The organism is Seonamhaeicola maritimus (assembly GCF_008056315.1).
Classification (GTDB): domain Bacteria; phylum Bacteroidota; class Bacteroidia; order Flavobacteriales; family Flavobacteriaceae; genus Seonamhaeicola; species Seonamhaeicola maritimus.
Map to the genome: position 1 here is coordinate 263,371 of NZ_VRKQ01000010.1, position 22,776 is coordinate 286,146.

Annotated in this window: 21 protein-coding genes; 20 read left to right on the forward strand and 1 reads right to left on the reverse strand. The window is 33.2% G+C overall.

Annotation, left to right across the window (positions count from 1 at the left end):
- The first annotated feature begins 148 nt into the window (after positions 1-148).
- From FUA22_RS09265 to rimM, 10 genes are all read left to right on the forward strand, one after another.
- On the forward strand, positions 149-1,279 hold the full coding sequence (locus tag FUA22_RS09265) for a hypothetical protein (RefSeq protein ID WP_147767685.1): 1,131 nt from the start codon (positions 149-151) through the stop codon (positions 1,277-1,279).
- A 109-nt stretch (positions 1,280-1,388) separates the two neighbouring features.
- A complete protein-coding gene (locus FUA22_RS09270; RefSeq protein ID WP_147767686.1) occupies positions 1,389-1,757 on the forward strand; it encodes a hypothetical protein in 369 nt (122 codons plus the stop codon).
- Positions 1,758-1,767: 10 nt separating this feature from the next.
- On the forward strand, positions 1,768-2,631 hold the full coding sequence (locus FUA22_RS09275; protein ID WP_241664799.1) for a DUF5777 family beta-barrel protein: 864 nt from the start codon (positions 1,768-1,770) through the stop codon (positions 2,629-2,631).
- Positions 2,632-2,751: 120 nt separating this feature from the next.
- Positions 2,752-3,729: a 4Fe-4S dicluster domain-containing protein gene (locus FUA22_RS09280; protein WP_147767687.1), complete on the forward strand. Its 978-nt coding sequence runs from the start codon at positions 2,752-2,754 to the stop codon at positions 3,727-3,729.
- Positions 3,730-3,745: 16 nt separating this feature from the next.
- Positions 3,746-5,086 (forward strand): NrfD/PsrC family molybdoenzyme membrane anchor subunit, encoded by a 1,341-nt coding sequence (nrfD, locus tag FUA22_RS09285; protein ID WP_147767688.1) that lies wholly within the window; start codon positions 3,746-3,748, stop codon positions 5,084-5,086.
- Complete coding sequence (locus FUA22_RS09290) at positions 5,086-5,988, forward strand: hypothetical protein (protein ID WP_147767689.1); 903 nt, start codon at positions 5,086-5,088, stop codon at positions 5,986-5,988. Before nrfD ends, FUA22_RS09290 begins: the two co-directional genes overlap by 1 nt.
- Positions 5,989-6,063: 75 nt before the next feature.
- Entirely contained in the window at positions 6,064-6,462 is a 399-nt protein-coding gene (locus FUA22_RS09295) for a c-type cytochrome (RefSeq protein WP_147767690.1), read from the forward strand.
- Positions 6,463-6,497: 35 nt separating this feature from the next.
- Complete coding sequence (locus FUA22_RS09300) at positions 6,498-7,712, forward strand: glutamyl-tRNA reductase (protein ID WP_147767691.1); 1,215 nt, start codon at positions 6,498-6,500, stop codon at positions 7,710-7,712.
- Positions 7,713-7,814: 102 nt separating this feature from the next.
- Complete coding sequence (locus FUA22_RS09305) at positions 7,815-8,333, forward strand: 30S ribosomal protein S16 (RefSeq protein WP_147767692.1); 519 nt, start codon at positions 7,815-7,817, stop codon at positions 8,331-8,333.
- A gap of 62 nt (positions 8,334-8,395) precedes the next feature.
- Positions 8,396-8,920: a ribosome maturation factor RimM gene (rimM, locus tag FUA22_RS09310; RefSeq protein WP_147767693.1), complete on the forward strand. Its 525-nt coding sequence runs from the start codon at positions 8,396-8,398 to the stop codon at positions 8,918-8,920.
- 1 nt (position 8,921) lies between these two features.
- On the opposite strand, the gene FUA22_RS09315 is transcribed toward rimM, so the two are convergent.
- The gene (locus FUA22_RS09315) at positions 8,922-9,377 is read right to left on the reverse strand and encodes a DUF2383 domain-containing protein (RefSeq protein ID WP_170309890.1); all 456 of its coding nucleotides are present in this window, start codon (positions 9,375-9,377) and stop codon (positions 8,922-8,924) included.
- A 187-nt stretch (positions 9,378-9,564) separates the two neighbouring features.
- Between FUA22_RS09315 and FUA22_RS09320 the strand changes: the two genes are divergently transcribed.
- From FUA22_RS09320 to FUA22_RS09365, 10 genes are all read left to right on the forward strand, one after another.
- Positions 9,565-10,224, forward strand: a complete 660-nt coding sequence (locus FUA22_RS09320) for a tRNA1(Val) (adenine(37)-N6)-methyltransferase (RefSeq protein ID WP_241664800.1) — start codon at positions 9,565-9,567, stop codon at positions 10,222-10,224.
- Positions 10,225-10,366: 142 nt separating this feature from the next.
- Positions 10,367-11,545, forward strand: coding sequence for an acyl-CoA dehydrogenase family protein (locus FUA22_RS09325; protein ID WP_147767696.1), 1,179 nt, complete (start codon positions 10,367-10,369; stop codon positions 11,543-11,545).
- Positions 11,546-11,688: 143 nt separating this feature from the next.
- Positions 11,689-15,141, forward strand: coding sequence for a hypothetical protein (locus FUA22_RS09330; RefSeq protein WP_147767697.1), 3,453 nt, complete (start codon positions 11,689-11,691; stop codon positions 15,139-15,141).
- Between the two features lie 96 nt (positions 15,142-15,237).
- A complete protein-coding gene (locus FUA22_RS09335; RefSeq protein ID WP_147767698.1) occupies positions 15,238-15,603 on the forward strand; it encodes a hypothetical protein in 366 nt (121 codons plus the stop codon).
- A gap of 100 nt (positions 15,604-15,703) precedes the next feature.
- Positions 15,704-17,791 (forward strand): TonB-dependent receptor plug domain-containing protein, encoded by a 2,088-nt coding sequence (locus tag FUA22_RS09340; protein WP_241664801.1) that lies wholly within the window; start codon positions 15,704-15,706, stop codon positions 17,789-17,791.
- A gap of 115 nt (positions 17,792-17,906) precedes the next feature.
- Positions 17,907-18,479, forward strand: coding sequence for a Crp/Fnr family transcriptional regulator (locus FUA22_RS09345; protein ID WP_147767699.1), 573 nt, complete (start codon positions 17,907-17,909; stop codon positions 18,477-18,479).
- A gap of 80 nt (positions 18,480-18,559) precedes the next feature.
- Positions 18,560-19,048, forward strand: coding sequence for a GlcG/HbpS family heme-binding protein (locus tag FUA22_RS09350; RefSeq protein WP_147767700.1), 489 nt, complete (start codon positions 18,560-18,562; stop codon positions 19,046-19,048).
- 33 nt (positions 19,049-19,081) lie between these two features.
- Positions 19,082-20,596, forward strand: coding sequence for a Dabb family protein (locus FUA22_RS09355; RefSeq protein ID WP_206667098.1), 1,515 nt, complete (start codon positions 19,082-19,084; stop codon positions 20,594-20,596).
- Between the two features lie 147 nt (positions 20,597-20,743).
- Complete coding sequence (locus FUA22_RS09360; protein ID WP_147767701.1) at positions 20,744-21,904, forward strand: carbohydrate porin; 1,161 nt, start codon at positions 20,744-20,746, stop codon at positions 21,902-21,904.
- Between the two features lie 61 nt (positions 21,905-21,965).
- Positions 21,966-22,682 (forward strand): 3-ketoacyl-ACP reductase, encoded by a 717-nt coding sequence (locus tag FUA22_RS09365; RefSeq protein ID WP_147767702.1) that lies wholly within the window; start codon positions 21,966-21,968, stop codon positions 22,680-22,682.
- The last annotated feature ends 94 nt before the right edge of the window (positions 22,683-22,776 follow it).

Below are 22,776 nucleotides of genomic sequence, written 5' to 3' on the forward strand. Positions count from 1 at the left end.
CTTCCAACCCTTAAGCACCTCCATTAAGGTAAGAGAATTAGGCGTTTATATGACAATAGTCATATTCTAGGTAACTAATGTTACATAATTTTAATCATTATTCGAAACATATTTTTTTAAAAAAATTTTAATATCAAATTTAGTAATTATGAAAACCTTTAAATTAATACGATACTTGATGATAGTAGCATTTAGTATAACGTTAGTAAACTGTACAAATGACTATATAGCCCTCCCCGGAGTTGATGGCGTTGATGGGATTGATGGGGTTGATGGGATTGATGGGGTAGATGGAGCCGATACTTCAGCAGAAGGTTGTATAACTTGCCACTCTTCTTCTCATAGAACTGGAATTTGGGGTGCATATGACGTTTCTGGTCATGGCATAGGAAGCTCTTGGGCTAGAGGAACAAGCACATCTTGTGCTCAATGCCATAACAATGAAGGTTATTTAGATTACTTGTCTGGAAAATTCTACGAAATAGATGAAGATACAGGTGAATTCGCTTCGCATCCGGTTACAGGGGAACCAATTCAGTCTGTAAACCCTATGGGTTATGCTGTTTCAAACCCAATATCTTGTACAGGTTGTCATGGGGATCATAGATCTTTCGACTTTGAGAATGATGGTAATGATTATGCCTTAAGAAACATTAATCCGGTTAAATTGGTATTGGACCCAACTACATCTTTGGATTTCAAAAACGATGCTGATCCACTTGGTTTAAGTAACTCTTGTACTACATGTCACCAACCACGACCAAGTTATCCTATTCCAGCGGGCACTGATAATTACGAAATTACAAGCTCCAGATTCGGACCGCATCACGCACCACAGTCTACTATGCTTGAAGGTATTATGGGAGCTCCAATAGCAGGAACAACTGGATACCCTGGTGTTGCCTCTGCAACACATAGAACAGGTGCTTCATGTACTACATGTCATATGGGAGAATCTAATGACAACCTATTTGGAGGACACTCTTGGAAACCAGCCTTAAATAGTTGTACTGAATGTCATACTAGTATGACTGAAATACCTGTTGAGATAGCAGGATTTAGTGAAGATATGGAAACACTTAAGAACTTATTGTTAGCTCTTGATCCTAGTCCATTGCTAGAAAATGACAGAACAGTACCTGGTACTTACTCAGCCGATGTAGCGAAGGCTACTTGGAACTATAGAACAGCCTTGGAAGATCAAAGTAATGGTATACATAATCCAGCTTATACAAGAGCATTGCTGAAAAATTCTATTGAAGCGCTGCAAAATCCATAATAACTGAAAATAAAAAGTCCCAGAGAATTCTCTCTGGGCTTTATTAAAACAAAGCTAACTTAAATTTCTAGTTGAAATTAAGATACAGGTTAATTTAAAAATTTTAAAAATGAAAAAACTATTTAAAATAGTTCTGGCTTGTGGTTTAACTTTAATATGTTTTTCATGTTATTACAATGAATTTCCAGAAGAAGGGGAAGAAATTATTATAGACCCAACTGAAGATGTTTCGTTTGCAAGTGATATCATCCCCATATTTTCATCAGACAATTGTGCACAATGCCATAATGCTACTTTAGATCCAGATTTAAGAGCAGGCAATGAATATGGCTCTCTGGTTCCAGAGTATGTTACCGCAAATAATGCCAATGGTAGTAAACTTTACACAAAACTCGCTGTAGACGGACATAGAGATCTTGATGACACTTCTTTAGCATTGATTAAAGAATGGATTAATAGAGGTGCTGAAAACAATTAATATATAAGACATGAAAAATTATAAAATTATACTTTTTACGTTTCTATGGTTACCATTAATGGTCTTAGCTCAAGAGAAGAAAAAAGATTCCATAATAGACAAACCTGAAAGACCAGCGTTTGAAAGTGCCACACTTATAGATAATGCTACCAATGTATTATTTAACAAAAATACGTTGGAAGTAATGATGCAGCACAGATTTGGCGAAATTAATGGTGGGACAAATGATTTAGCAGGTTTTTGGGGAGCATCAAACATAAGGATAGCTCTTTCATATGCATTACATGACAGGTTAACAGTTGGTTTTGGCACAACCAAAGAAGGTCGCCTTCAAGATTTTAATTGGAAAGCAGGTTTATTAAATCAAACCCGTTCTGGAAAGATACCAATAAGTGTTACTTACTATGGTAATTTTACAATAGATGCTCGTCCAAACAATAAATTTTACACTAAGCAAGACAGATATTCCTATTTTCATCAAATAATATTTGCACGTAGATTTAGTCCAAACTTTTCATTACAGATTGTACCAAGTATTTCACACTTTAATACGGTAGAATCTTATATGGAAAATGACCGAATTGCTATTGCATTTGGTGGTAGAGCTAAAATAAGTTCACAAACTTCAATTTTGTTTGACTATAGCCAACCTATAACTAGTTTTGGAACTGACCCAGATTTCCCAAATATAAGCTATAATAATCCTGGATTAAGTTTAGGTATTGAGTTTGGAACTTCATCACACACATTTCAACTATTCTTATCCAATTTAAGAGGTATTGTCCCTCAACAAAATTACATGAAGAATACTAACGATTTCTTTGATGGTGATTTCTTAATAGGATTTAATATAACAAGAAACTATAATTTTTAAAAAAAGAATTCATACATAAACAAGTTATCGTATACAGAAAATTACCAGAACAATAATAATCAACGTCAAGGTTAATTTTCAACTAAATTAAATATTGAAATTTATTTAACTGGGTGAATTATGGAAAATACTGAAGAGCATAAAGAAGGAACAAACAGAAGAAATTTTCTAAAATTAGGATTGTTATCTGGCGTATCTGCTGTTGCTGGCTTATCAATAGCATCTAATGCTGCCCATGAAGAAGCTACTTCTGGCGAAAAGGTGAGAGTCCTAACACCTGATGGGAAAATGGTGGAAGTAGATGCCGAGAGTCTGAATAAATATCCAGATGCACATATCACTCCAGCTGAATCTAGAAAAGGAATTCCTAACAGGAAATTTGTAATGGTAATTGATTTAGCTAAATGTAAAAATGCTAGAAAATGTGTTGAAAGTTGCCAAAAAGCTCATAACCTTGACTACAATGAAGAGTTTATGAAGGTGCAGCTTATTCAAGATAATGAAGAAGGATCTCCTTATTGGTTTCCAAAGCCTTGTTTTCATTGTGATGAACCACCTTGTGTAACTGTGTGTCCAACCGGTGCCACATTTAAACGTGATGATGGCATTGTTTTAATTGATAACGACCGTTGTATTGGATGTAAATTCTGTATAACCAGTTGCCCATATTCGGCACGCCAGTTTAATTGGGGACACAAAGATAAATTTGACGATAAATCACAACCTTATTCACCAGAAACAAGTGTTCCCGCAGCTGAAGGTACTGTCATGAAATGTGATTTTTGTCCAGATATGTTAAGACAAGGAAAATTGCCTCACTGTGCTCAGTCTTGTCCTATGGGCGTTATATATTTTGGAGATAAAAACGAAGATATTGTTACCAATGGTGAAGAAACTGTTCGTTTTTCAGATTTAATAAAAGATAGAGGTGGCTACAGGCATTTAGAGCATTTAGGCACCAAACCCAATGTATACTATCTGCCAGCCGTAGATAGACAATTCCCATTAGAACGTGGATTCAATGTTGATGAAGATATCATTGAACGCTACAAGGATGTTCCTTATGTACAAGAATTAAAAAAGAAAGGTGAAATCTAATTAAAGGCTCTTAATTATGGATTTAGAAATTAGAAAGAGAGAATTGGTTAAAGAGTTTTCTCCCATGCTTAAAAAATCAACCAAAACATCAAAAATTTGGATTGCATTTTTAATAGCTATTATTTTAGTTGGAGTTGTGGCCTTCATAATTCAAGCTGTTAAAGGTCATGAAGTAACTGGCATGAGAGACAACGTTGTTTGGGGTATTTACATTATCAATTTTATTTTCTTTGTATGTTTAAGTTATTCAGGTGCTTTTATTTCAGGCATTTTGCATTTCTTTAAAACACCTTGGAAGAATTCAGTAATGAGAATTGTTGAAATCATAACAGTACTCTCATTAATTATTGGACCTATTTTCATTTTACTATGTATTGGTAGATTAGATAGACTTCATTATTTATTCCTCTATCCAAGAATTCAATCCCCCATTACCTGGGATATTATAGCTATACTTACAGATTTAATTGGATGTTTTATCTACTTATATTTAACATTCATTCCAGATTTCGCAATCCTCAGAGATAACAGTAAAAAAGCTCCAGCATGGAGACAAAAGTTATACAAAAAGCTTGCAATAGGATACTATGATACGCCAACCCAACGTGAAAAACTGCATAAAATAACGCGTACTATGTCAGCAATGATTATTGCTCTGGCTATTATAGCTTATTCTGTTTTAGCTTGGATTTTTAGCTTAACACTACAGCCAGGTTGGAACAGTTCTATTTTTGCTCCTTACTTTATAGTTGCTGGATTGTACTCAGGAATCGGAGTTATTATTATAGCCATGTATCTAATCCGTAAGTTTTATCATTTAGAACATTATATTAGAAAAATACACTTTATTGGTGCAGGTGTTATTTTATTAGTTATTTCATTATTATTCGGATATTTCACATTCAGCGAATATTTTTCAAGATGGTTTAGCCACAAAACCCACGATGTCAATTTGCTTAACACTCTATTCAATAGATATTTTTGGATGTTCATTTTTGCAAATTATATCGGTGTTATAGCACCTATAATCATTCTGTTCTTTAAAAAATTTAGAACCATAAAAAGCATAACTTTTGCAGCTGTTATTGCAGTTTTAGGCTTGTGGTTTAACAGATATCTAATTATTGTTCCCACTTTAGAAACACCTTACTTACCAATACAAGACTCCAGACCAGAATTCATTCATTATTCTGCAACATGGATAGAATGGGCCTTAAGTTTTGCAGGAGTTGCAGCATTTATTTTGTTCTTCATTTTAATTATGAGATTGGTTCCAATAATTCCAATGTCTGGTATTATTGATCATGAAAGAGAACAAAAGAGACATCCTAAAAATCTAACTCAAAATCAGAAATAATGAAAACTACTTTTTATAAATATTCTGTATTTGCTCTAATAGTTGGGTTAATGATTAATGCGACATCTTTTGCTCAAGAAACCAGTGCAGACAACTATAGAATGCTGTTTTATTTTAAAACCTTAAAGCAAGCAGATAATTCCAGAACACTTGAGGTTAGTTTTATTGCTAGAAATAAAAAAGACAGAAAAGATAAAGTTCCGGTATACGATGCCGAAATAAAATTTTATAATGTTTTAAATGACGAAGAGTTATTGCTTGGTAAATCAAAAACCAATAATGAAGGTATAGCTCAAATTACGCTCCCTGAAAGTCAAGATTATTTAATAGATGAAGACGGTTATATTAATTTAAAAGCTTATTTTGAAGAAACCGATGCTATAGATGAACAAGAAGAAACTTTAAGTGTACAAAATTTACGTTTAGAGTTAGATCTGAAAGAAATTGATAGTGTGAAAACAGTGCTGGTAAACGCTTTTGTACTTGATAGTTTAGGAAGCAAAATAGCTATTGAAGAAGCTGATGTTATAATTTCTGTAAACGGCATGATTTCAAAAATGCCTATTGAAGAAGGAACCATTGAAGAGGGCGAGTTTGAATTTGAAATGCCAACAGACATTCCAGGAGATGTTGATGGTAATTTTATCGTTTATGCTATTATTGAAGACCATGATGAATACGGAAATGTAATTCAAGAAAAATCAATAAATTGGGGTGTTTACAACAAACAAGAAGTTGAAGAAAGTAACACCTTGTGGTCTGAAGCTGCTCCTATTTGGATGTATATTGTTTTAACCATATTACTAGTTGGAGTTTGGGCAAATTACGCCTATACCATCAAAAATTTATTTAAAATTAAAAAAGAAGGCAAAGCGCTGGAAATGAACACTGAAAATCAATAAATATTTACGAGATGGCCATATACATTGGCATTGTTTTTGAAATTACCTTAATATAAATTAAAAAAGAATCTTAACATGAAAACGATTAAAACTTTAGCAATTTTAGGAATCATTTGCTTTGTGCTATACTCTTTCACTTCTGTTGTACAAGATGAGTGGAAAGTACCGGCAAAGTATGAGAAAATGAAAAACCCAACAGACCCTTCAGTAGATCTTGCAATTGGTAAAACACTTTACAACAAACATTGTAAATCTTGCCATGGTAAAACTGGATTAGGTGATGGACCAAAAGCAGATGAAGTTGATGGTGATTTAGGAGATTTCTCAACAGGAGAATTCCAAAGTCAATCTGATGGTGCTATTTTTTACAAAAGTTATATAGGTAGAGATGATATGCCTAACTACGAAAAGAAAATTCCAGACGAAGAAGACGTATGGTTAATTGTGAATTACGTTAGAACCATGGGTGACTAATAATGAATTAATGCTTTTATCACAAAGTATTTATTATGAAAATGTCATTGAAATATATAAGCATTTCACATGAAACGGCTTCTATTATTCAAAGAGAAAACTTTCATGTGTCTGATGAAGAAAAAGGCATCTTAATACATTCCATTTGTAATACATTTGATGATATCATAGGGTTACTAATATTATCAACTTGTAATAGAACTGAAATTTATTTTGAATCTAGCCTAACTTCGGCTGCAGTAATCAGAGATTTTTTTATTAAAATTAAAAAGGACAATATTCATGCTAATAAAGCTCTTTTTAATTTTAGTAATAATACTAAAAATACTGTGAGACATCTTTTAACAGTGTCTTCTGGTTTAAAATCTTTAGTACTCGGAGATGCTGAAATTATTCACCAGATAAAGAAAGCTTATCAATTTTCAATGACATTTAAAGTACAAGGTTCGTTATTAGAACGTGCATTACAATCGGCTTTCAAAAACCATAAGCGCATTAGTAATGAAACTAATTTTAGAGACGGTACTACTTCAGTTGCCTACAAAGCTTTAAACTTTATAAAGAATTCGTACCATAATGAGCTAAGTGTTAAATCTAAAAAGATATTGCTTATTGGTGCTGGCGATATAGTTCATCAGATTTTAAAATATAATACCAAATTTAAATTTTCTAATCTATACCTTAGTAATCGAACTGAAAAGAAAGCCAAAGTTCTATCTCATCGGTATCAGTGTCAATTATATCCTTGGAAAAAGGTTATTTCTAATGACATTAAGGACTTTGACATTATTATTAGTGCCGTTAATAATTGTCATCATCTCATTAAAAAGACCTGCACCAATAAAGAAATGCTTTTGCTTGATTTAGCAATACCAGGCAATATTGACGAAGCACTTTCAAAGAAAAAGAATATTACCTATCTAGACTTAGACACTATTTCTATTGAACTAGAGAATACTAGAAAAAATCGCCTCACTTCAATAAATAAGGTTAAAGAAATCACCAGTCAAGAACTTTTAAACTTTGTTAAATGGCATAATAAATTGTCCTTAAGGCAACTTTTATCTAAACACAAATCAACCGTTTTAGAAAAAGTTAAAAGGCATTTTATGAGTACTTCAGAAAGGATAAGTAATGATAAAATTGTTGCTATTTCTAATCAAATTATGAAAAAATTTCTAGCCCCAAACAATTTGGATAAAACATTGACCAACTTAGACAAAATCATTTCTAAAGAGATTACTTTTTAATACTTTAACATTTCTTCAACTTTTATTTATAATTAAGTAAAAAACAGTATCTTTGCGCCCTCATTAATAACCGAGGTCGGGAACCTCAAATAATTAATTATTATGCCAGTAAAGATTAGATTACAAAGACACGGTAAAAAAGGGAAGCCTTTTTACTGGATTGTAGCTGCGGATTCGCGCTCAAAAAGAGATGGTAGATACCTTGAGAAATTAGGTGCTTACAATCCAAACACAAACCCAGCAACTGTTGAATTAGATGTTGATGGTGCTGTAAAGTGGTTACAGAATGGTGCACAACCATCTGATACTGCTAAAACATTATTGTCTTATAAAGGTGCTTTATTAAAGAACCATTTAGCAGGCGGTGTTAAAAAAGGTGCTTTAACAGAAGAGCAAGCTGAAGAAAAATTTAAAGCTTGGTTAGAAGAAAAGACTGCAAAAGTTCAAGCTAAAGCTGACGGATTATCTGACGCTGAAGCTAAAGCTAAAGCTGAAGCCTTAGCTGCAGAAAAAGCTGTAAACGAAGCAAGAATAGCTGCTGCTGCTCCTGTTGTTGAAGAAGCAGAGGAAGCTACTGAAGAAGTTGCTGCTGAAGCTGAAGCTTCAAACGAAGAAGAGTAAGAAATTAATTTTTTATACTTTTAAACTCCGATACTAAGTATCGGAGTTTTTTATTTTATATCATGAAAAAGGACGATTGTTTTTATCTAGGTAAAATTGTAAAGAAATATAGCTTTAAAGGCGAAGTATTGGCTAAATTAGATACTGATCAACCAGATATTTATGAGCATTTAGACGCCATATTTGTTGAGCATAAAAACAACCTGATACCATTCTTTGTTGAAAGATCGCAACTACATAAATCAAAATTATTACGTATTAAATTTGAAGATGTTGACACGGAAGAAGATGCCGACAGTATACTTAAAAGTGATTTGTATTTACCTCTAGAATTCCTACCCAAACTTGAAGGTGACAAATTCTATTTTCACGAGGTTATTGGGTTTTCTATTGAAGATAAAAATTATGGCAAAGTGGGAATCATAAAAGCGATCAATGATTCAACTTCACAAGCGCTTTTTGAAATAGATCAAAATGGTATTGAAATTTTAATTCCTCTAAATGACGAGTTTATCGTTAAAATTGACAGACCTAACAAGGTAATAATTGTAGAAACCCCTGAAGGTTTAATAGATTTATACTTATAGTTTAGGAAGAAGAAACAACTAACTCACCTCTTTCCATTACATGCAATCTAGCTTGTAAAAAATCTCGTTGTTTTAGGAGTAATTTACAAAGGGTTAATGGCAGATTAATTTGAGAAAGCAAATCATCATATTTATTAATGCTTAACACTTCTATTTCATAAACTTTACCTAAAAATTCGGCATCATTTTCAATTTTGATGAATTTTCTAAAATTCAATCTCACCATATGAAACTTCCTCTTTAAAGCAATTAGATTTTCATCATTTGCTTCAAGTTTTGTTAACTCATTTTTTAAAAACCTAACAAACTCTCCTCTTTCAAGGCTTTTTTCTTTGGCATAGGTTTTTGTATAGTTATTCTCTAGTTTACTACTAGCCTTTTTATAGGCATTTTCAACCTCTTCATTTAATATTACTAATTCATTTAACTTTTCAACAATTTGACCTATTCGCTTCACAACTCTACTTTTTAGTTTGCTTAATATACGTAATTACAACTCGTTTTTGATTTATAAAGTATAAAGTTTTAACAAATTTTGTCAACAATTAACATTTATTTTCTACTATTGCTACTTTATAAAAAAACACATGTCTCAAAAACCTTTTCAATTTAAACAATTCAAAATAAATCAAGATAGGTGTGCTATGAAAGTGGGAACTGATGGTGTTTTAGTTGGTGCATGGACATCAATTGAAAAAAATCCTTTTTCAGTTTTAGACATTGGATCGGGAACCGGAATTATTGCATTGATGCTTGCTCAACGAACCTCTTCGGAAATAATTGACGCTATTGAAATTGATGCCGATGCCTACGAACAATGTGTTGATAATTTCGAACAATCACCTTGGGGAGACAGACTATTTTGCTATCATGCCTCATTGGAAGAATTTGCAGGTGAAATTGAAGATAAATACGATCTGATTGTATCCAATCCGCCGTTTTATTCTGAAGATTATAAAACTCAAAATAATTCCAGAGATTTGGCAAGATTTCAAGATGCAATGCCGTTTGAGCATTTATTAAAAAATGCATCAAAATTACTTGATGAAAAGGGAAGTTTCTGTGTTGTTATTCCATTTAAAGAAGAAGCCTCTTTTCTCATTTTAGCAGAAAAATTCAAGCTTTTCCCAAACAAAATGCTTCATGTAAAAGGCAACACAACTTCAGAGGTAAAGCGAAGTCTTATTGAACTATCATTCCATCAAAGTGCAACACATAAAGATGAATTAATTATTGAAACTGAAAGACATGAATACACTCAGGACTACATTAAACTCACCAAAGATTATTATTTAAAAATGTAATCAACTAAATTCAATCTTTAACGTCAGGCTTTCACCTACAATCTTCAGTCAATCTTCAAAATTTCAACAATTCCTAAAAAAGACCCTTTTCAATAAACTATTTTCAATAAATTTGTTTTATACCTGAATAATCTCAAAATTTATGAAACTAGATTTGTTCGAAGCTCCTGACTATTATAATCTTGATGAATTACTATCTGACGAACATAAACTAGTTCGTGATGCCGCAAGAGAATGGGTTAAACGAGATGTGTCTCCAATTATTGAAGACTATGCTCAAAAGGCAGAATTCCCTACTCAAATCATTAATGGTTTAGCTGAAATAGGTGCTTTCGGGCCATATATCCCTATGGAATATGGAGGTGCTGGTTTAGACCAGATTTCATACGGATTGATTATGCAGGAAATTGAACGTGGTGATTCTGGCGTACGTTCTACGGCTTCGGTACAATCCTCTTTAGTTATGTATCCTATTTGGAAATATGGTACTGAGGAACAACGTCAAAAGTATTTACCAAAATTGGCTTCTGGTGAGTCGATGGGTTGTTTTGGTTTAACCGAACCAGACCACGGCAGTAACCCTTCTGGTATGGTGACCAAATTTAAAGATATGGGTGACCATTATCTTTTAAATGGTGCCAAAATGTGGATAAGTAATGCTCCTTTTGCTCAGGTTGCTATAGTTTGGGCAAAGAATGAAGAAGGCAGAATTCATGGTTTAATTGTTGAACGCGGAATGGAAGGTTTCACAACACCTAAAACCCATAATAAATGGTCATTACGTGCATCGTCCACTGGGGAGCTTATTTTTGATAATGTAAAAGTGCCAAAAGAGAATTTACTACCAAACAAATCTGGATTAGGAGCTCCTTTAGGATGTTTAGATTCTGCAAGATATGGTATTGCTTGGGGAGCTATTGGAGCTGCCATGGACTGTTATGATACAGCACTGAGATACAGTAAAGAACGTATTCAATTTGATAAACCTATTGGTCAGTTTCAGCTTCAACAAAAAAAATTAGCAGAAATGATTACCGAAATTACCAAGGCACAACTTTTAACATGGCGTTTGGGGGTACTTCGTAATGATGGTAAAGCAACCTCCGCTCAAATATCTATGGCTAAACGAAACAATGTTGATATGGCCCTTAATATAGCCAGAGAAGCAAGACAAATGTTAGGTGGCATGGGAATTACTGGAGAATACTCTATCATGCGTCATATGATGAATTTAGAAAGTGTCATTACCTATGAAGGCACTCATGATATTCATTTATTAATTACCGGATTAGATGTTACTGGCTTGAATGCTTTTAAGTAAGTATTTGAATTAGTTTTCAACTACATCGTTTTAGTACAAAAAGTACTGACAACATGACTTTTGACAGCTTTTTTAAGCTATCCATGAGGTAAATTTGTCTTGTTAATTAGTACATATACGCTTAACAATCAAAGAAGAAAACAATGAAAGAATCAAGAAAAGACATCATCCAATTTATTAATTTGCAATTAGCAGCAATTGGACAACCCGTTTTTAAAGATAAAGCGGAAAGCAAGGAAAAATTATGCGACCCTGAATTTGAAAAAACCACAAGACCACTCATAATGAGTCTTAGGGAAAAATCTAGACTTTTAGCAGATCATTTATCTCCTGCAGACTCTAGGATTCAGAGTTTTATAGACACTTATTTGAAAGATGTTAAGGTTAATAAATCTTACAAGCTACCAAATAATACTTTAATATTATCAAAAAAGGGGCAAGCTAGAGAAGCTAGTTTACCACCTGATGGCAGTTCTTTTGAAAGTGATTTAGTAAATTCTAAAAGACTAAAACAAGGTATTCTAAACAACCCTTTACATGATAAAAGAACAACAAAAGGAACGTTTCATATTGTTGAAGGGTCACTTCCCGTTCCTTTAGATAAGAAAGAGGTACCTAGAGTAGTTTTAGCACATTTCTTAAATGAGGCATTCAAACCTTCTGATGAATTAAACACGCTTCCTTTTACATCAAACCAAGAAGAGCAAGCAAAAACTATGGTTTCAATGCTTTTAAGGCCAACAGTTTGTCCAGAAGTTAAAGGTGTAATATCTAAAAAATCATTGGAAGTTCGCTTCTTCGCTCCTGGTTCTCTTGTGAGTAATCTAGATTTTGTTGAGAATATCTTCGGAAACGCTGGCAACCCTAATTTAGCGCACAATGATGCTGCCTTAGACCCAGAACATTGGACAGGTCATACTGGTTGTATCATTCTTGCACCCCAATTATTAAGACTTAAAAAGAAAGAAGTTGGTCTTCCTCATTTTGATGACGCTACAGACCGTCAGAAAAAAGATGGCATGTGCTGGATTGAAGAAAACGAACTTTATAATGATGGTGGTGCGTTTAAAATTACTTGTAGAGATGAAACTGGTGTAGTGGTAACATTAATTGCTGATAACTACTACGGATATTCAAAAAAAGAAATTAAAACGCAGATTAGTTATTCAGCCAACCTATACGGTATCTTAGAAGAAGAGCATGCTGGTGGAGCTATTGCTTATGCCAGACGTGTTATGGGAGACACCGTTAATTGTAATGATTATAATCAATATTACGGGCTAGATCACACTTTTGAGGATGTTAAAACACTATTGGCTGACAGGGTTGATATTAAACCTGAAAATTATGCTGTAGACAAGAAATATCCTAATATAGTTTACATACCAGAATCTTCTTATTTCAACACAAATACTAATAGTATCTCTTGGAATTATAAAGGCAAAGAACAGAAATTAAAATTATCTCCTTTTAAAACCTATGTACATCCATCTGGGAATAAACTAAGGTTGGAAAAACATAAATCAATTAATTTATGGCGTATTATAGAAACCTTTCCAGAAGGCGTTTTTTGTCATAAACCTTGTACTGTTTCTGGAGGTGGTAAATCAGAGATTTCTAAATCTATGCAAAATGCCATTACCTATAGCAGGTTTAATATTCATAACATAGAAGAAGATTTCAAAAAAGCTGATGAAATTATTGAGTTTAATTACTCAACTAGATGGAAAGACAAAGATCCAAACAGACCAAAATCAAGATCATTCTTAAGTGAAAAAAGAACATTAGGATCTGTTGTAAAGCTTTTAACTCCTTCAGATGAAAACTCAGATGAGTTTAATGAATGGCTTGAAAATATTCCTGTTCATATACGCTCGTTGGTATTGTTTGTGAAACGTTTATTCAGACAAGCACATGGAGCCACCCTTAACTGGAAAGACTTAATGTCTGTTGAAATTATCAATGGTGTTAAAGGAACGTCTTTAATTTACAACAACAACCCGGTTGTTGGTAGTTATGTGCGTATTGGGTTTGACCAAGAAGGTCACTGGATGCTTAATAAATTACGTTCAGATTTTTCAGCTAGTGAAAAAATTCAAACTGAAGATGATATTTCAGCTTCTATAACACTTCCTAAAGAAAGTCTTAAAAATTTAAATCCGGAGTATATTAACAAGAGTGTAAAAGTCTTAATTAACTGTGAAGCTCATCTATTCCAAAGACCAGATGAAGCCATAGTTAGAGGTTATGACAAAGGCGCTGAATTAGATATTATTTCTGATGGTAGATTCTTGACTAATTACGAAATGTTAACTAAAAAGGATGCTATAGAAATTTATGAAGACACCATTAACTTTGATAAATACACGCAACCAGTTCAAGATTTCATATTAGAAATTATTAATGAGGATGATGACGATATCCAGTTTGTATTACCATCTCACCCAAGAATTATTGAAGATGGTTTACCAACTAAAAACCCTCGTTATCTAGAACCAAACATATTTTATAATGAAACAGAAGCTTCATATATTTCTGATATAGGTGTTCGTTTAAAGAGAAGGATAAAACCTGAAGACCCAGTAATTCATACAGTAAATGCTGTTTTACCAGGTAGAAGAAACAACCCTGTTGATAGAGAAGCTGGTATTAGACCTTTAGCGGTTTATAACCCAATTCATTATCAAGAAACTCCAGAGTTATTTATGGATTTCATCTGTAGTTTAACTGGAAAATCTCCTTCAACAACTGGAGCTGGATCAGAAGGGGCATTAACTAAGGCGCCATTTAATATGTTAACGCCAACAACAGATTTAAACAATGCCTTACTTGCACACATTTTAACTGAATCTAACGGATTTAGTACAGCTGCAGGTTATGTTGGTGCAGAAAATAAAATAGACCATGATGTAAGTTTACTTATTCCAGAAATTTGGGCGAGAATGGCACCAGAAGATAGAGATCCAAATAATTTAATTAAAAATGGTTCTCTTGAAAAACTTGAAGATTTTGAATATGATGGCCAAAAAATATTAGCAAGTAGATTAGGTTACAGAATTACTAAAACATTCTCTTTATTATGTTTAAACAGATTGTTTGATGAACCTACAGCGGTATTTGATGAGAGAATGTTAAAACCAGAACTTCAAGGAATGGAAGATTATGTTGATGGTATTAACAACATAGTTGAAGCGCAACAAAAAGTAGCTGTAAACTATTTTGCAGATGGTAGTGTTGAAGCGGCAATTCCACCTTTAAAAATTCTTTTACACATTATGGCTTATGGCAATTATGAAGGCAAAGATATTAACGATCCAGAATTGAGAAAGTTCTTTGACAGAGACTATGTACTTAATGCCGATTGGTACAAAGAAAGGTTGGCATTAAAGCAACAAAAAGATATTAAGTATTATGGTTCTCAAATAGATTATTTAGAAACTTTTAAAGCAAACCCTAATAATGATATTTTAGTTTCTGAATTGAATATTGAAAAGCGCTTAGATGCGGTTAAACAATTATACAACAGAGTAACATCTGAAGATTACCTTAGTAGTTTAGTTGGAACCATTGGTGCCGACCCATTATTTAAAAATTAAACATTTTTTAAAAACCAAAAAGGAAGCTTAGTTAATTAACTAAGTTTCCTTTGTTGGTTTAAAACCAACCAATATATTTGCTAAAATTTTAAGTTTTTGCATAAAACAACAGGCATATTATTTGTTTTCTTGTACTTAACGGCTATGTTAAGACCTGTTCAACCTTACGTTGAATATGTGCTTAATCAAGATTACATTGCTGAGTTTTTATGTATTAATCAGGACAAACCTGAGTTACAATGTAACGGGAAATGTCATTTAGTAAAGGAAATTGAAAAGCAACAACAAGAACCGTTATCAGCTTTATCAATCTCTATGGAAAACTACCCCATTGGTTTTGTTAACATTCTAAATATTACATTAAGCCAAAAATTCACTTCAAAAAAAGAGCAAAGGTTCTTTTATAAAAACCTTTACAACTTCAATATTAAGGAAGTTCTTTTTCAACCTCCTATAGTTTAGTTTTTAATAGTTGGCAAGACATCAGTTAACTGTCTTTTGCCAGTGTCATTTGGATTCGTTCCAAATCAACATTTTTTAGAAACATTTTCAAACTATAAAAATGAAATTACATATAGCTTTGTGGTTATGTGTGTCTTCAATATGTATATCATATTCGCAAATAAAACAAGACACCATAAACACAAAAACAACACAATTACCTGAAGTCATTGTAACGGGAAATTCAAATACAGATCCTACTCATAGTACAGTAAAAAATGATTACCAGAAAAAGGGTATTCAGCCTAAAAACGTAGCCGATTTATTTTCTGAAATAAATGGATTTTCTACAATAAAGCGTGGTAATTATGCCATTGACCCTACATTTAGAGCATCCGCCTATGAGCAGCTAAACGTTATGTATGACGGTGGCACTAAAGCAGTTCATGCTTGCCCAAACAGAATGGACCCAGTAACCACCCATGTTATTCCAGAAGAAATTGAAAAAATAGAGGTTGTAAAAGGGCCTTACACCGTAAGATATGGTGCTACTTTTGGAGGCATTATAAATATGGTTACCAAAGACCCCAATAAACTAGATAAAGGTTTTCATGGTAAAGCTTCAGCGGGTTATGAAACCAATGGCAATGCTCTAGTAAACTTGCTTCAATTACAACATGTTTCTAACAAATTCAATATAACTGGAAATATTGGTTATAGAGATTTTGACGATTATGAAGACGGTCAGAACACCACTATTCCCTCTGCTTTCAGAAGTACGGATTATGGGCTTAAATTAGGTTACAACCTTACCGATAATCAATATATTCAAGGACATTGGCGTCAATCATTCGGTAGAGACATTAAACATGTTGGCCTACCAATGGATACCGAATTTGATAATAGTACCATAGTTTCTTTAGACTATAGAGCCGAAGATATTAGCAATACCTTAAAAGGAATAACCGCCAAGGGGTTTTATAGTTATGTGGACCATCTTATGACCAATGAAAATAGGGCTAATTTTAATATGGTTTTTGCATCGTCTCCAGTAACGTCAACAACAATAGGCGGAAAACTTGAAACACACTGGTTGTTTAATAACAATGTGAATCTGTATGTTGGTACAGATGCTAATTTAATAGGGCGAGACGGAACACGTACACGTACCATTAAAATGATGAACGGTAATATGCTCCCTAATCCTATGGTAAGGCAGGACAAGATTTGGCAAGATGCTAGTTTAAATGATATTGGTGTGTTTTCAGAAGCTAAATACCAAATCAACAAAACTACTTTCACAGCAGGTTTAAGGTTAGATTTTGTAAACGCCAATGCCGTGGATTTAGAAAATGATTTTGCCTCAATTTACGGTAATGATGTAAAACAGAGCGAAACAAATATTAGTGGTACATTATCTTTAAAACATAATATTTCAAGCAACACGATTATGGAAGTTGCTTATGGCCGTGGTGTTAGAACCGCTAATATGGCAGAACGATTCATAAACCATTTTACGGTAGGTCAAGACAGCTATGAATATTTAGGTAACCCATTACTTAAACCAGAAATAAACAATCAATTTGAAATTGGCTTTCAAGGACATTCAAAACTTAATGAGTTGAATAATTTCAGCTATCAATTATCGGCTTTTTATAGCGTTTATAATAATTATATTTCTGCGGTTGTAGACACATCTATCCCAAGAAAGTTTATGCCCATGTTACAACCCCAATTCACTAAGGTGTTTACCAATATAGATAATGCTTATAAAACTGGGTTAGAGTTTATGTTTAAGTTTGAACTTTTAGAAGATTATTACTTTCAAAATCAATCGGCTTATGTTAGAACAAAAAACAAAGATTTTGGTGAATCATTACCTTTAAATCCACCGTTTACCTCAACATTTTCAATAGGTGTAGATAAAGAAAATTACTGGGCAAAAGCACAATATAACATAACATCAAAACAATCTCATATTGCACCTTCTTTTGGTGAAACCGAAACTGCAGGCTATGAAACTTTAGATGTGAAATTGGGTGCTACCCTATTTAAGAATATCACACTTGGTGTAGCCTGTTTAAATGTATTTGACGAAACGTATTCCAATCATTTAAATTTCTCCTACAGAAATCAACCAGATTTTAATATGTCACCAATTACAGAACCCGGACGTAATTTCACAGCATTCCTACAATATAAATTTTAAATCCTTTTTTTGTTCCCAACAAATTAAAAAAGCGTTTCATTATGAAGCGCTTTTTTTATGAATTTTAGTTTATTGCTATAATTTAGATGTATTTTTGACTCATCAAGCTATCCTAATGTCTTACAATTTATTAAAGGAAAATATTAAAAATAACATTCAAATCTCCACTGAAGATTTAGATACTATTTGCAATCACTTCAACCCTACTGTTATTAAGAAAAAAGATTTCTTACTAACTCAAGGTAGTATTTACAAGTATGAAGGTTTTGTATTAGAAGGATGTTTTAGAATTTTTACAATCGACAAAAAAGGAAACGAAAACACCTTATATTTTGCAACAAAAGATTGGTGGTTAATGGATATTGACAGCTTTATGAACCAAGTACCTTCCAGCTTAAACATTCAAGCTTTAGAAGACAGTAAAGTACTTTTAATTGATAGAACGGATAAATTAAAGCTCTATGAATCTGTTCCAGCCGTGGAAAAACTATTTAGAGTCATGTCTCAAAAAGCATTAGTAGCATGGCAACGTCGATTAATTAGAAACCATACTCACACTGCAAAAGAACGCTATCATTATTTTGCAAACACTTACCCAAATATTGTATCTAAAATTACAGACAAACAAATTGCTAGTTATCTGGGTATTACACATGAATTCCTAAGTAAAATTAAAAAACAGTCTTAATTTTTTATTAAGTTGAACTTGTTCAACTATTTTCTCTGAATGGTTTATAATTTTTGCATTATAAAATTATATTCAGAATTATGAGCACGCTTAAACAGTTAAAAATTTGTATTGTTACACTTGTATTAACATTACTATCAAACGTGGCCCAGGCCCAAATTACTAATGATATTTCCCATAACGAAGCCTTTAAAGCACTTTTAGCAGCAAAGAAAAACGCTGAAGAATCTAATGTCTTAGTAAATATTGCAGTAGTTGATGCAGGTGCAAACTTAAAAGCATTTGTTAGAATGGACGAATCTTATTTAGGAAGTATTGATGTAGCTATTAAAAAAGCTAAAACCGCACGTTATTTTAATATTGACACCGGAAAACTAGGTGAATTAACGCAACCGGGAGGTATTATTTACAATATTGAATTGACTAATCAGGGGCTTGTTTCCTTTCCTGGAGGCATACCAATCAAAAACAAAGACGGCAAAATTATTGGTGCTATTGGCGTTAGCGGTGGCACCATAGAACAAGATAGAGCAATTGCAATTGCAGGAGCTAAATCAATTATAGATTAATTACATTTGAAAAAGACTAAAACTATTAAGAATATGAAAAAGGGAGTTTTCATTATCGCATTGATATTATCGCAAATTTGTTTATCGCAAGTGCAAGATGATTTAATGCTTTACAGACAAGATTTTAAAAGTATATCGGCTAAAAATACAGTTACGGTAACAAGCTATGAAAAAGATGGTTCGCATTACGTTTATGTGGGCGGTTTTGGAGATGTTGATGTTTACAGTATGGATAAAGAAGGAATTCTTACACCCATAAGCAGTCACGAATTACACATGAAAAAAGGACCTGCAAGAGGTATGGTGGCCGATAATATTAACGGAACCGACTTTCTTTTTGTAGCCAATAAATTTGGTAACGTTATTGAAACTTTTAAAATTCTTGACAATGGTTCTATTGAACGTGTAGCTTTAGTTGAAGATTCCGATGAAACACACCTTGGTGTTGCTATTACCTTGCAGGTGGTGCACATGAAAAAATCGTCTTATCTCTTTGTTGGCGGTTTAGAAGAAACTCCAGGATTAAGTTCTTTCAAGATAGAGGATGATGGTAAATTAACGCATGTTCAATCTATGGCAGATAATGAAACCATTCATACTGATGGCATTATTGGTATGTATACCCACAAAATTAAAGGTAGAACCTATTTATACACAGGTGGTTTTCAAGATAACGGTGTGAGTAGTTTTAGAGTTTATGAAAACGGAAAGTTTAAAAACATAAACAATATTAGCGATAATACTGAAGACAGATATTTAACAGGCGCCTACCCAGTAACTGGGGTTCAATTAGGAGATAACTATTACATTATTGTAGGTCACAGACATCACAAATATTACAAAAGAGGTGGCTTTATAAAAAGACCAGATTTTGTATATCATGGTGATGGCGTTAGTATATTCAAAATAAACAAAAAGGGCGCTTTGGTTCCGCATTCAGTTTTAAAAGATGATGAAACTACAAAGCTGCAGGGGCAAACAAGAATTGAAGTTGTTTCGGTGGAAAACAATGAAGCTGTTATTGCTGTTGGAACAAGAGATGATGAAGCTATTCAACTTTGTAAATTGAGTGAAGATGGGATTTTAACACCAATGAATTATTTAGAAACTGGTTATTCTATTTACTACGGATTGAGGTCTCATAAAATTGAGGATACCAATTTCATGATAGCAGGGTCTTTTAGGTTTGATTTTGGTAAAGTTGTTAGCTACAAGGTTGCTCCAGAAATTAAAAGAGAAGGCAAGATTTTAAGGCACATGGTGAACTTAAAATATAAAGAAGATGCTACCCAAGAACAAATTGATGAAGCTGTTAAAACATTTTTAAACCTTAAAAATGAAATTCCTGAAATAGCTAATATTGAATGGGGCGTAAACGACAGTACAGAAGGACATAGTGATGGGTTCACCCACTGTTTTACCTTAACGTTTAATGATGAGCATGCCAGAGAAATATACCTTTTTCACAAGGCACATTTAGCCTTAGTGAGTAAAGTAGGTCCTATTATAGGCGGTGTCTTGGTCATGGATTATTGGACTGGGAAATAAAGGCAATTATACTCCAAATTGTATAACACTATTATTACTTAAATCTTATAGGTTGCCTTCAAGAATAAGGAAATAGGCTAAAATATTTTAGCGTTTTTTTGAACCTTGAAATTAACGGCAACCTTTTGAACTTAATTTACAAGTAAAATGAAAAAATTGATTTTACTAGGCTTTGCTTTTGCCTCATTTTCTTTAATGGGACAAGAGAAAGAAGCCAGTAAAACACATGTTAAAATTGAGACCAGTGGCATTGACTCATTTATTTCATATGCCTCAATTGCGGCAGCAAATATATCCGGAGGATTAGACCACGCGAGTAGATATGCCGGACAACTTTACACAGGTTTCAAACTTGATTTTGAAAAAATACTAGGATGGAAAGGCACTCGTGGAAAAGTATCTATGATAAACCGTCATGGTGCCGGACTTTCCAATGAGGTTGGTTCCGTTTTTGAACCACTGAATATTGTTGGCGGTCAAAGCACCTTTTTATATGATTTAAGTATAGAAAAAGATTTTGGAGACCAGTTCTCCCTAAAAGCAGGACGCACCACATCGGTTGATGACTTTATGGTTTCTAAACTCTATTTTTATGCACTCAACAATACGGTAAATGGTGTCATTAGAGCCTTATTACTAGACGGTAATACAACAACGTTTCCTTTCGCAACATGGGGAAGCAGGCTAAAATTCAAGCCCAATTCTAAACATCAAATCCAATTGGGTGTTTATCAATTGAGCAAGACTGTATTTGACGAAACCTTGCATGGATTAGACTTTGCCTTTAGGTCTTCTGATGATTTATCCGTATTTTTTCAATATGATTGGTTTGGAAAAATGGCAGATCACAAGACCAGAGTTTATATAGGAGCAAACCAAGTTTTTGGTAGTTTAGCTAATTTTGATTCCATTGAGACCTCTGACTATTTTTTCCGTTTATATGGACATATGGATATAGATTTAACAGATAACTTAACCTCCTTTCTAACAATGGCTTATTCTCCTCATGGTGAGGTGGCCAAATTGCCATTTCAAAGTAGTTTTGGCATCAACTGGAAAGGACCAATAAAATCTAGGACAGAAGACCGAATGTTATTTTTTGCTACAATTGGTACCTTTAGTGATGAATGGCAGACTTTACAAGACAATGATTTGTCTTCAGAAATAGTATTGGAATTGGGCTATCGTTTTCAAATCACAAACTATTTTGTATTGCAACCTGCTTTACAATATGACATCCGGCCTGGAGGCATGAGCACAATAGATAATGCCGTTATTCCTGGCCTATGGATTGAAGCTAATTTTTAGATATACAAACTTTAGAAAATAAAAAAGAACTTGAACATAAACCCAACTTAAAATATATAGAATGGAAAATTTAAAAAACAAAAAAGCCATCATCACAGGAGGTGGTAGAGGATTGGGAAAAGCAACAGCCATTGCATTTGCCAAAGAAGGCATTGACGTAGCAATAACAGGCAGAAATGAAGCCGTTTTAAAAGAAACAGTTTCTGAAATTGAAGCGCTGGGTGTTAAAGCTACTTATGCGGTATTTGATGTTGGTAATTATGAAGAAGTTAAACCCAGTATCAAAAACATCATAGACACTTTAGGTGGCGTTGATATTTTAGTTAACAACGCAGGAATTTGTTCTGTTGGGTCTTTTAATGATATGCCCGTTGAACAATGGAGCGCTATGATACAAACCAATGTAATGGGCATGTATTATGTAACCAAAGAAGTATTGCCGAACCTCATCAAACAAAATGAAGGAGATATCATTAATATATCTTCTACAGCAGGTTTAAATGGCAACCCAAATATTTCGGGATATTGTGCCTCAAAATTTGCAGTTATTGGGATGTCTGAATCTTTAATGAAAGAAGTTAGAAAAAATAATATTAGAGTAAACACATTAACACCTAGTACTATAGAAACAGACATGACTCTTGATTTAGGTATGATGGAAAAAGGCTCTGAAAATGTTTTACAACCAGAAGATTTTGCAGAATTAATAACTGCTGGAATAAAGTTACCAAGACGAGCCTTATTAAAAGGAGCCTCCTTATGGTCTACTAATCCATAGAGAAAATATCAATTTAGAAATAGAAGATTATAAAAAGCGTTTCATTTAGAAGCGCTTTTTTGTTTAAATCGGTTTTATTTTTATTGTATTATCT

Coding starts and splice junctions, on each gene's coding strand:
- FUA22_RS09265 (WP_147767685.1), top strand. CDS start 149: ATGAAAACCTTTAAATTAATACGATACTTGATGATAGTAGCATTTAGT.
- FUA22_RS09270 (WP_147767686.1), top strand. CDS start 1,389: ATGAAAAAACTATTTAAAATAGTTCTGGCTTGTGGTTTAACTTTAATA.
- FUA22_RS09275 (WP_241664799.1), top strand. CDS start 1,768: ATGAAAAATTATAAAATTATACTTTTTACGTTTCTATGGTTACCATTA.
- FUA22_RS09280 (WP_147767687.1), top strand. CDS start 2,752: ATGGAAAATACTGAAGAGCATAAAGAAGGAACAAACAGAAGAAATTTT.
- nrfD (WP_147767688.1), top strand. CDS start 3,746: ATGGATTTAGAAATTAGAAAGAGAGAATTGGTTAAAGAGTTTTCTCCC.
- FUA22_RS09290 (WP_147767689.1), top strand. CDS start 5,086: ATGAAAACTACTTTTTATAAATATTCTGTATTTGCTCTAATAGTTGGG.
- FUA22_RS09295 (WP_147767690.1), top strand. CDS start 6,064: ATGAAAACGATTAAAACTTTAGCAATTTTAGGAATCATTTGCTTTGTG.
- FUA22_RS09300 (WP_147767691.1), top strand. CDS start 6,498: ATGAAAATGTCATTGAAATATATAAGCATTTCACATGAAACGGCTTCT.
- FUA22_RS09305 (WP_147767692.1), top strand. CDS start 7,815: ATGCCAGTAAAGATTAGATTACAAAGACACGGTAAAAAAGGGAAGCCT.
- rimM (WP_147767693.1), top strand. CDS start 8,396: ATGAAAAAGGACGATTGTTTTTATCTAGGTAAAATTGTAAAGAAATAT.
- FUA22_RS09320 (WP_241664800.1), top strand. CDS start 9,565: ATGAAAGTGGGAACTGATGGTGTTTTAGTTGGTGCATGGACATCAATT.
- FUA22_RS09325 (WP_147767696.1), top strand. CDS start 10,367: ATGAAACTAGATTTGTTCGAAGCTCCTGACTATTATAATCTTGATGAA.
- FUA22_RS09330 (WP_147767697.1), top strand. CDS start 11,689: ATGAAAGAATCAAGAAAAGACATCATCCAATTTATTAATTTGCAATTA.
- FUA22_RS09340 (WP_241664801.1), top strand. CDS start 15,704: ATGAAATTACATATAGCTTTGTGGTTATGTGTGTCTTCAATATGTATA.
- FUA22_RS09345 (WP_147767699.1), top strand. CDS start 17,907: ATGTCTTACAATTTATTAAAGGAAAATATTAAAAATAACATTCAAATC.
- FUA22_RS09350 (WP_147767700.1), top strand. CDS start 18,560: ATGAGCACGCTTAAACAGTTAAAAATTTGTATTGTTACACTTGTATTA.
- FUA22_RS09355 (WP_206667098.1), top strand. CDS start 19,082: ATGAAAAAGGGAGTTTTCATTATCGCATTGATATTATCGCAAATTTGT.
- FUA22_RS09360 (WP_147767701.1), top strand. CDS start 20,744: ATGAAAAAATTGATTTTACTAGGCTTTGCTTTTGCCTCATTTTCTTTA.
- FUA22_RS09365 (WP_147767702.1), top strand. CDS start 21,966: ATGGAAAATTTAAAAAACAAAAAAGCCATCATCACAGGAGGTGGTAGA.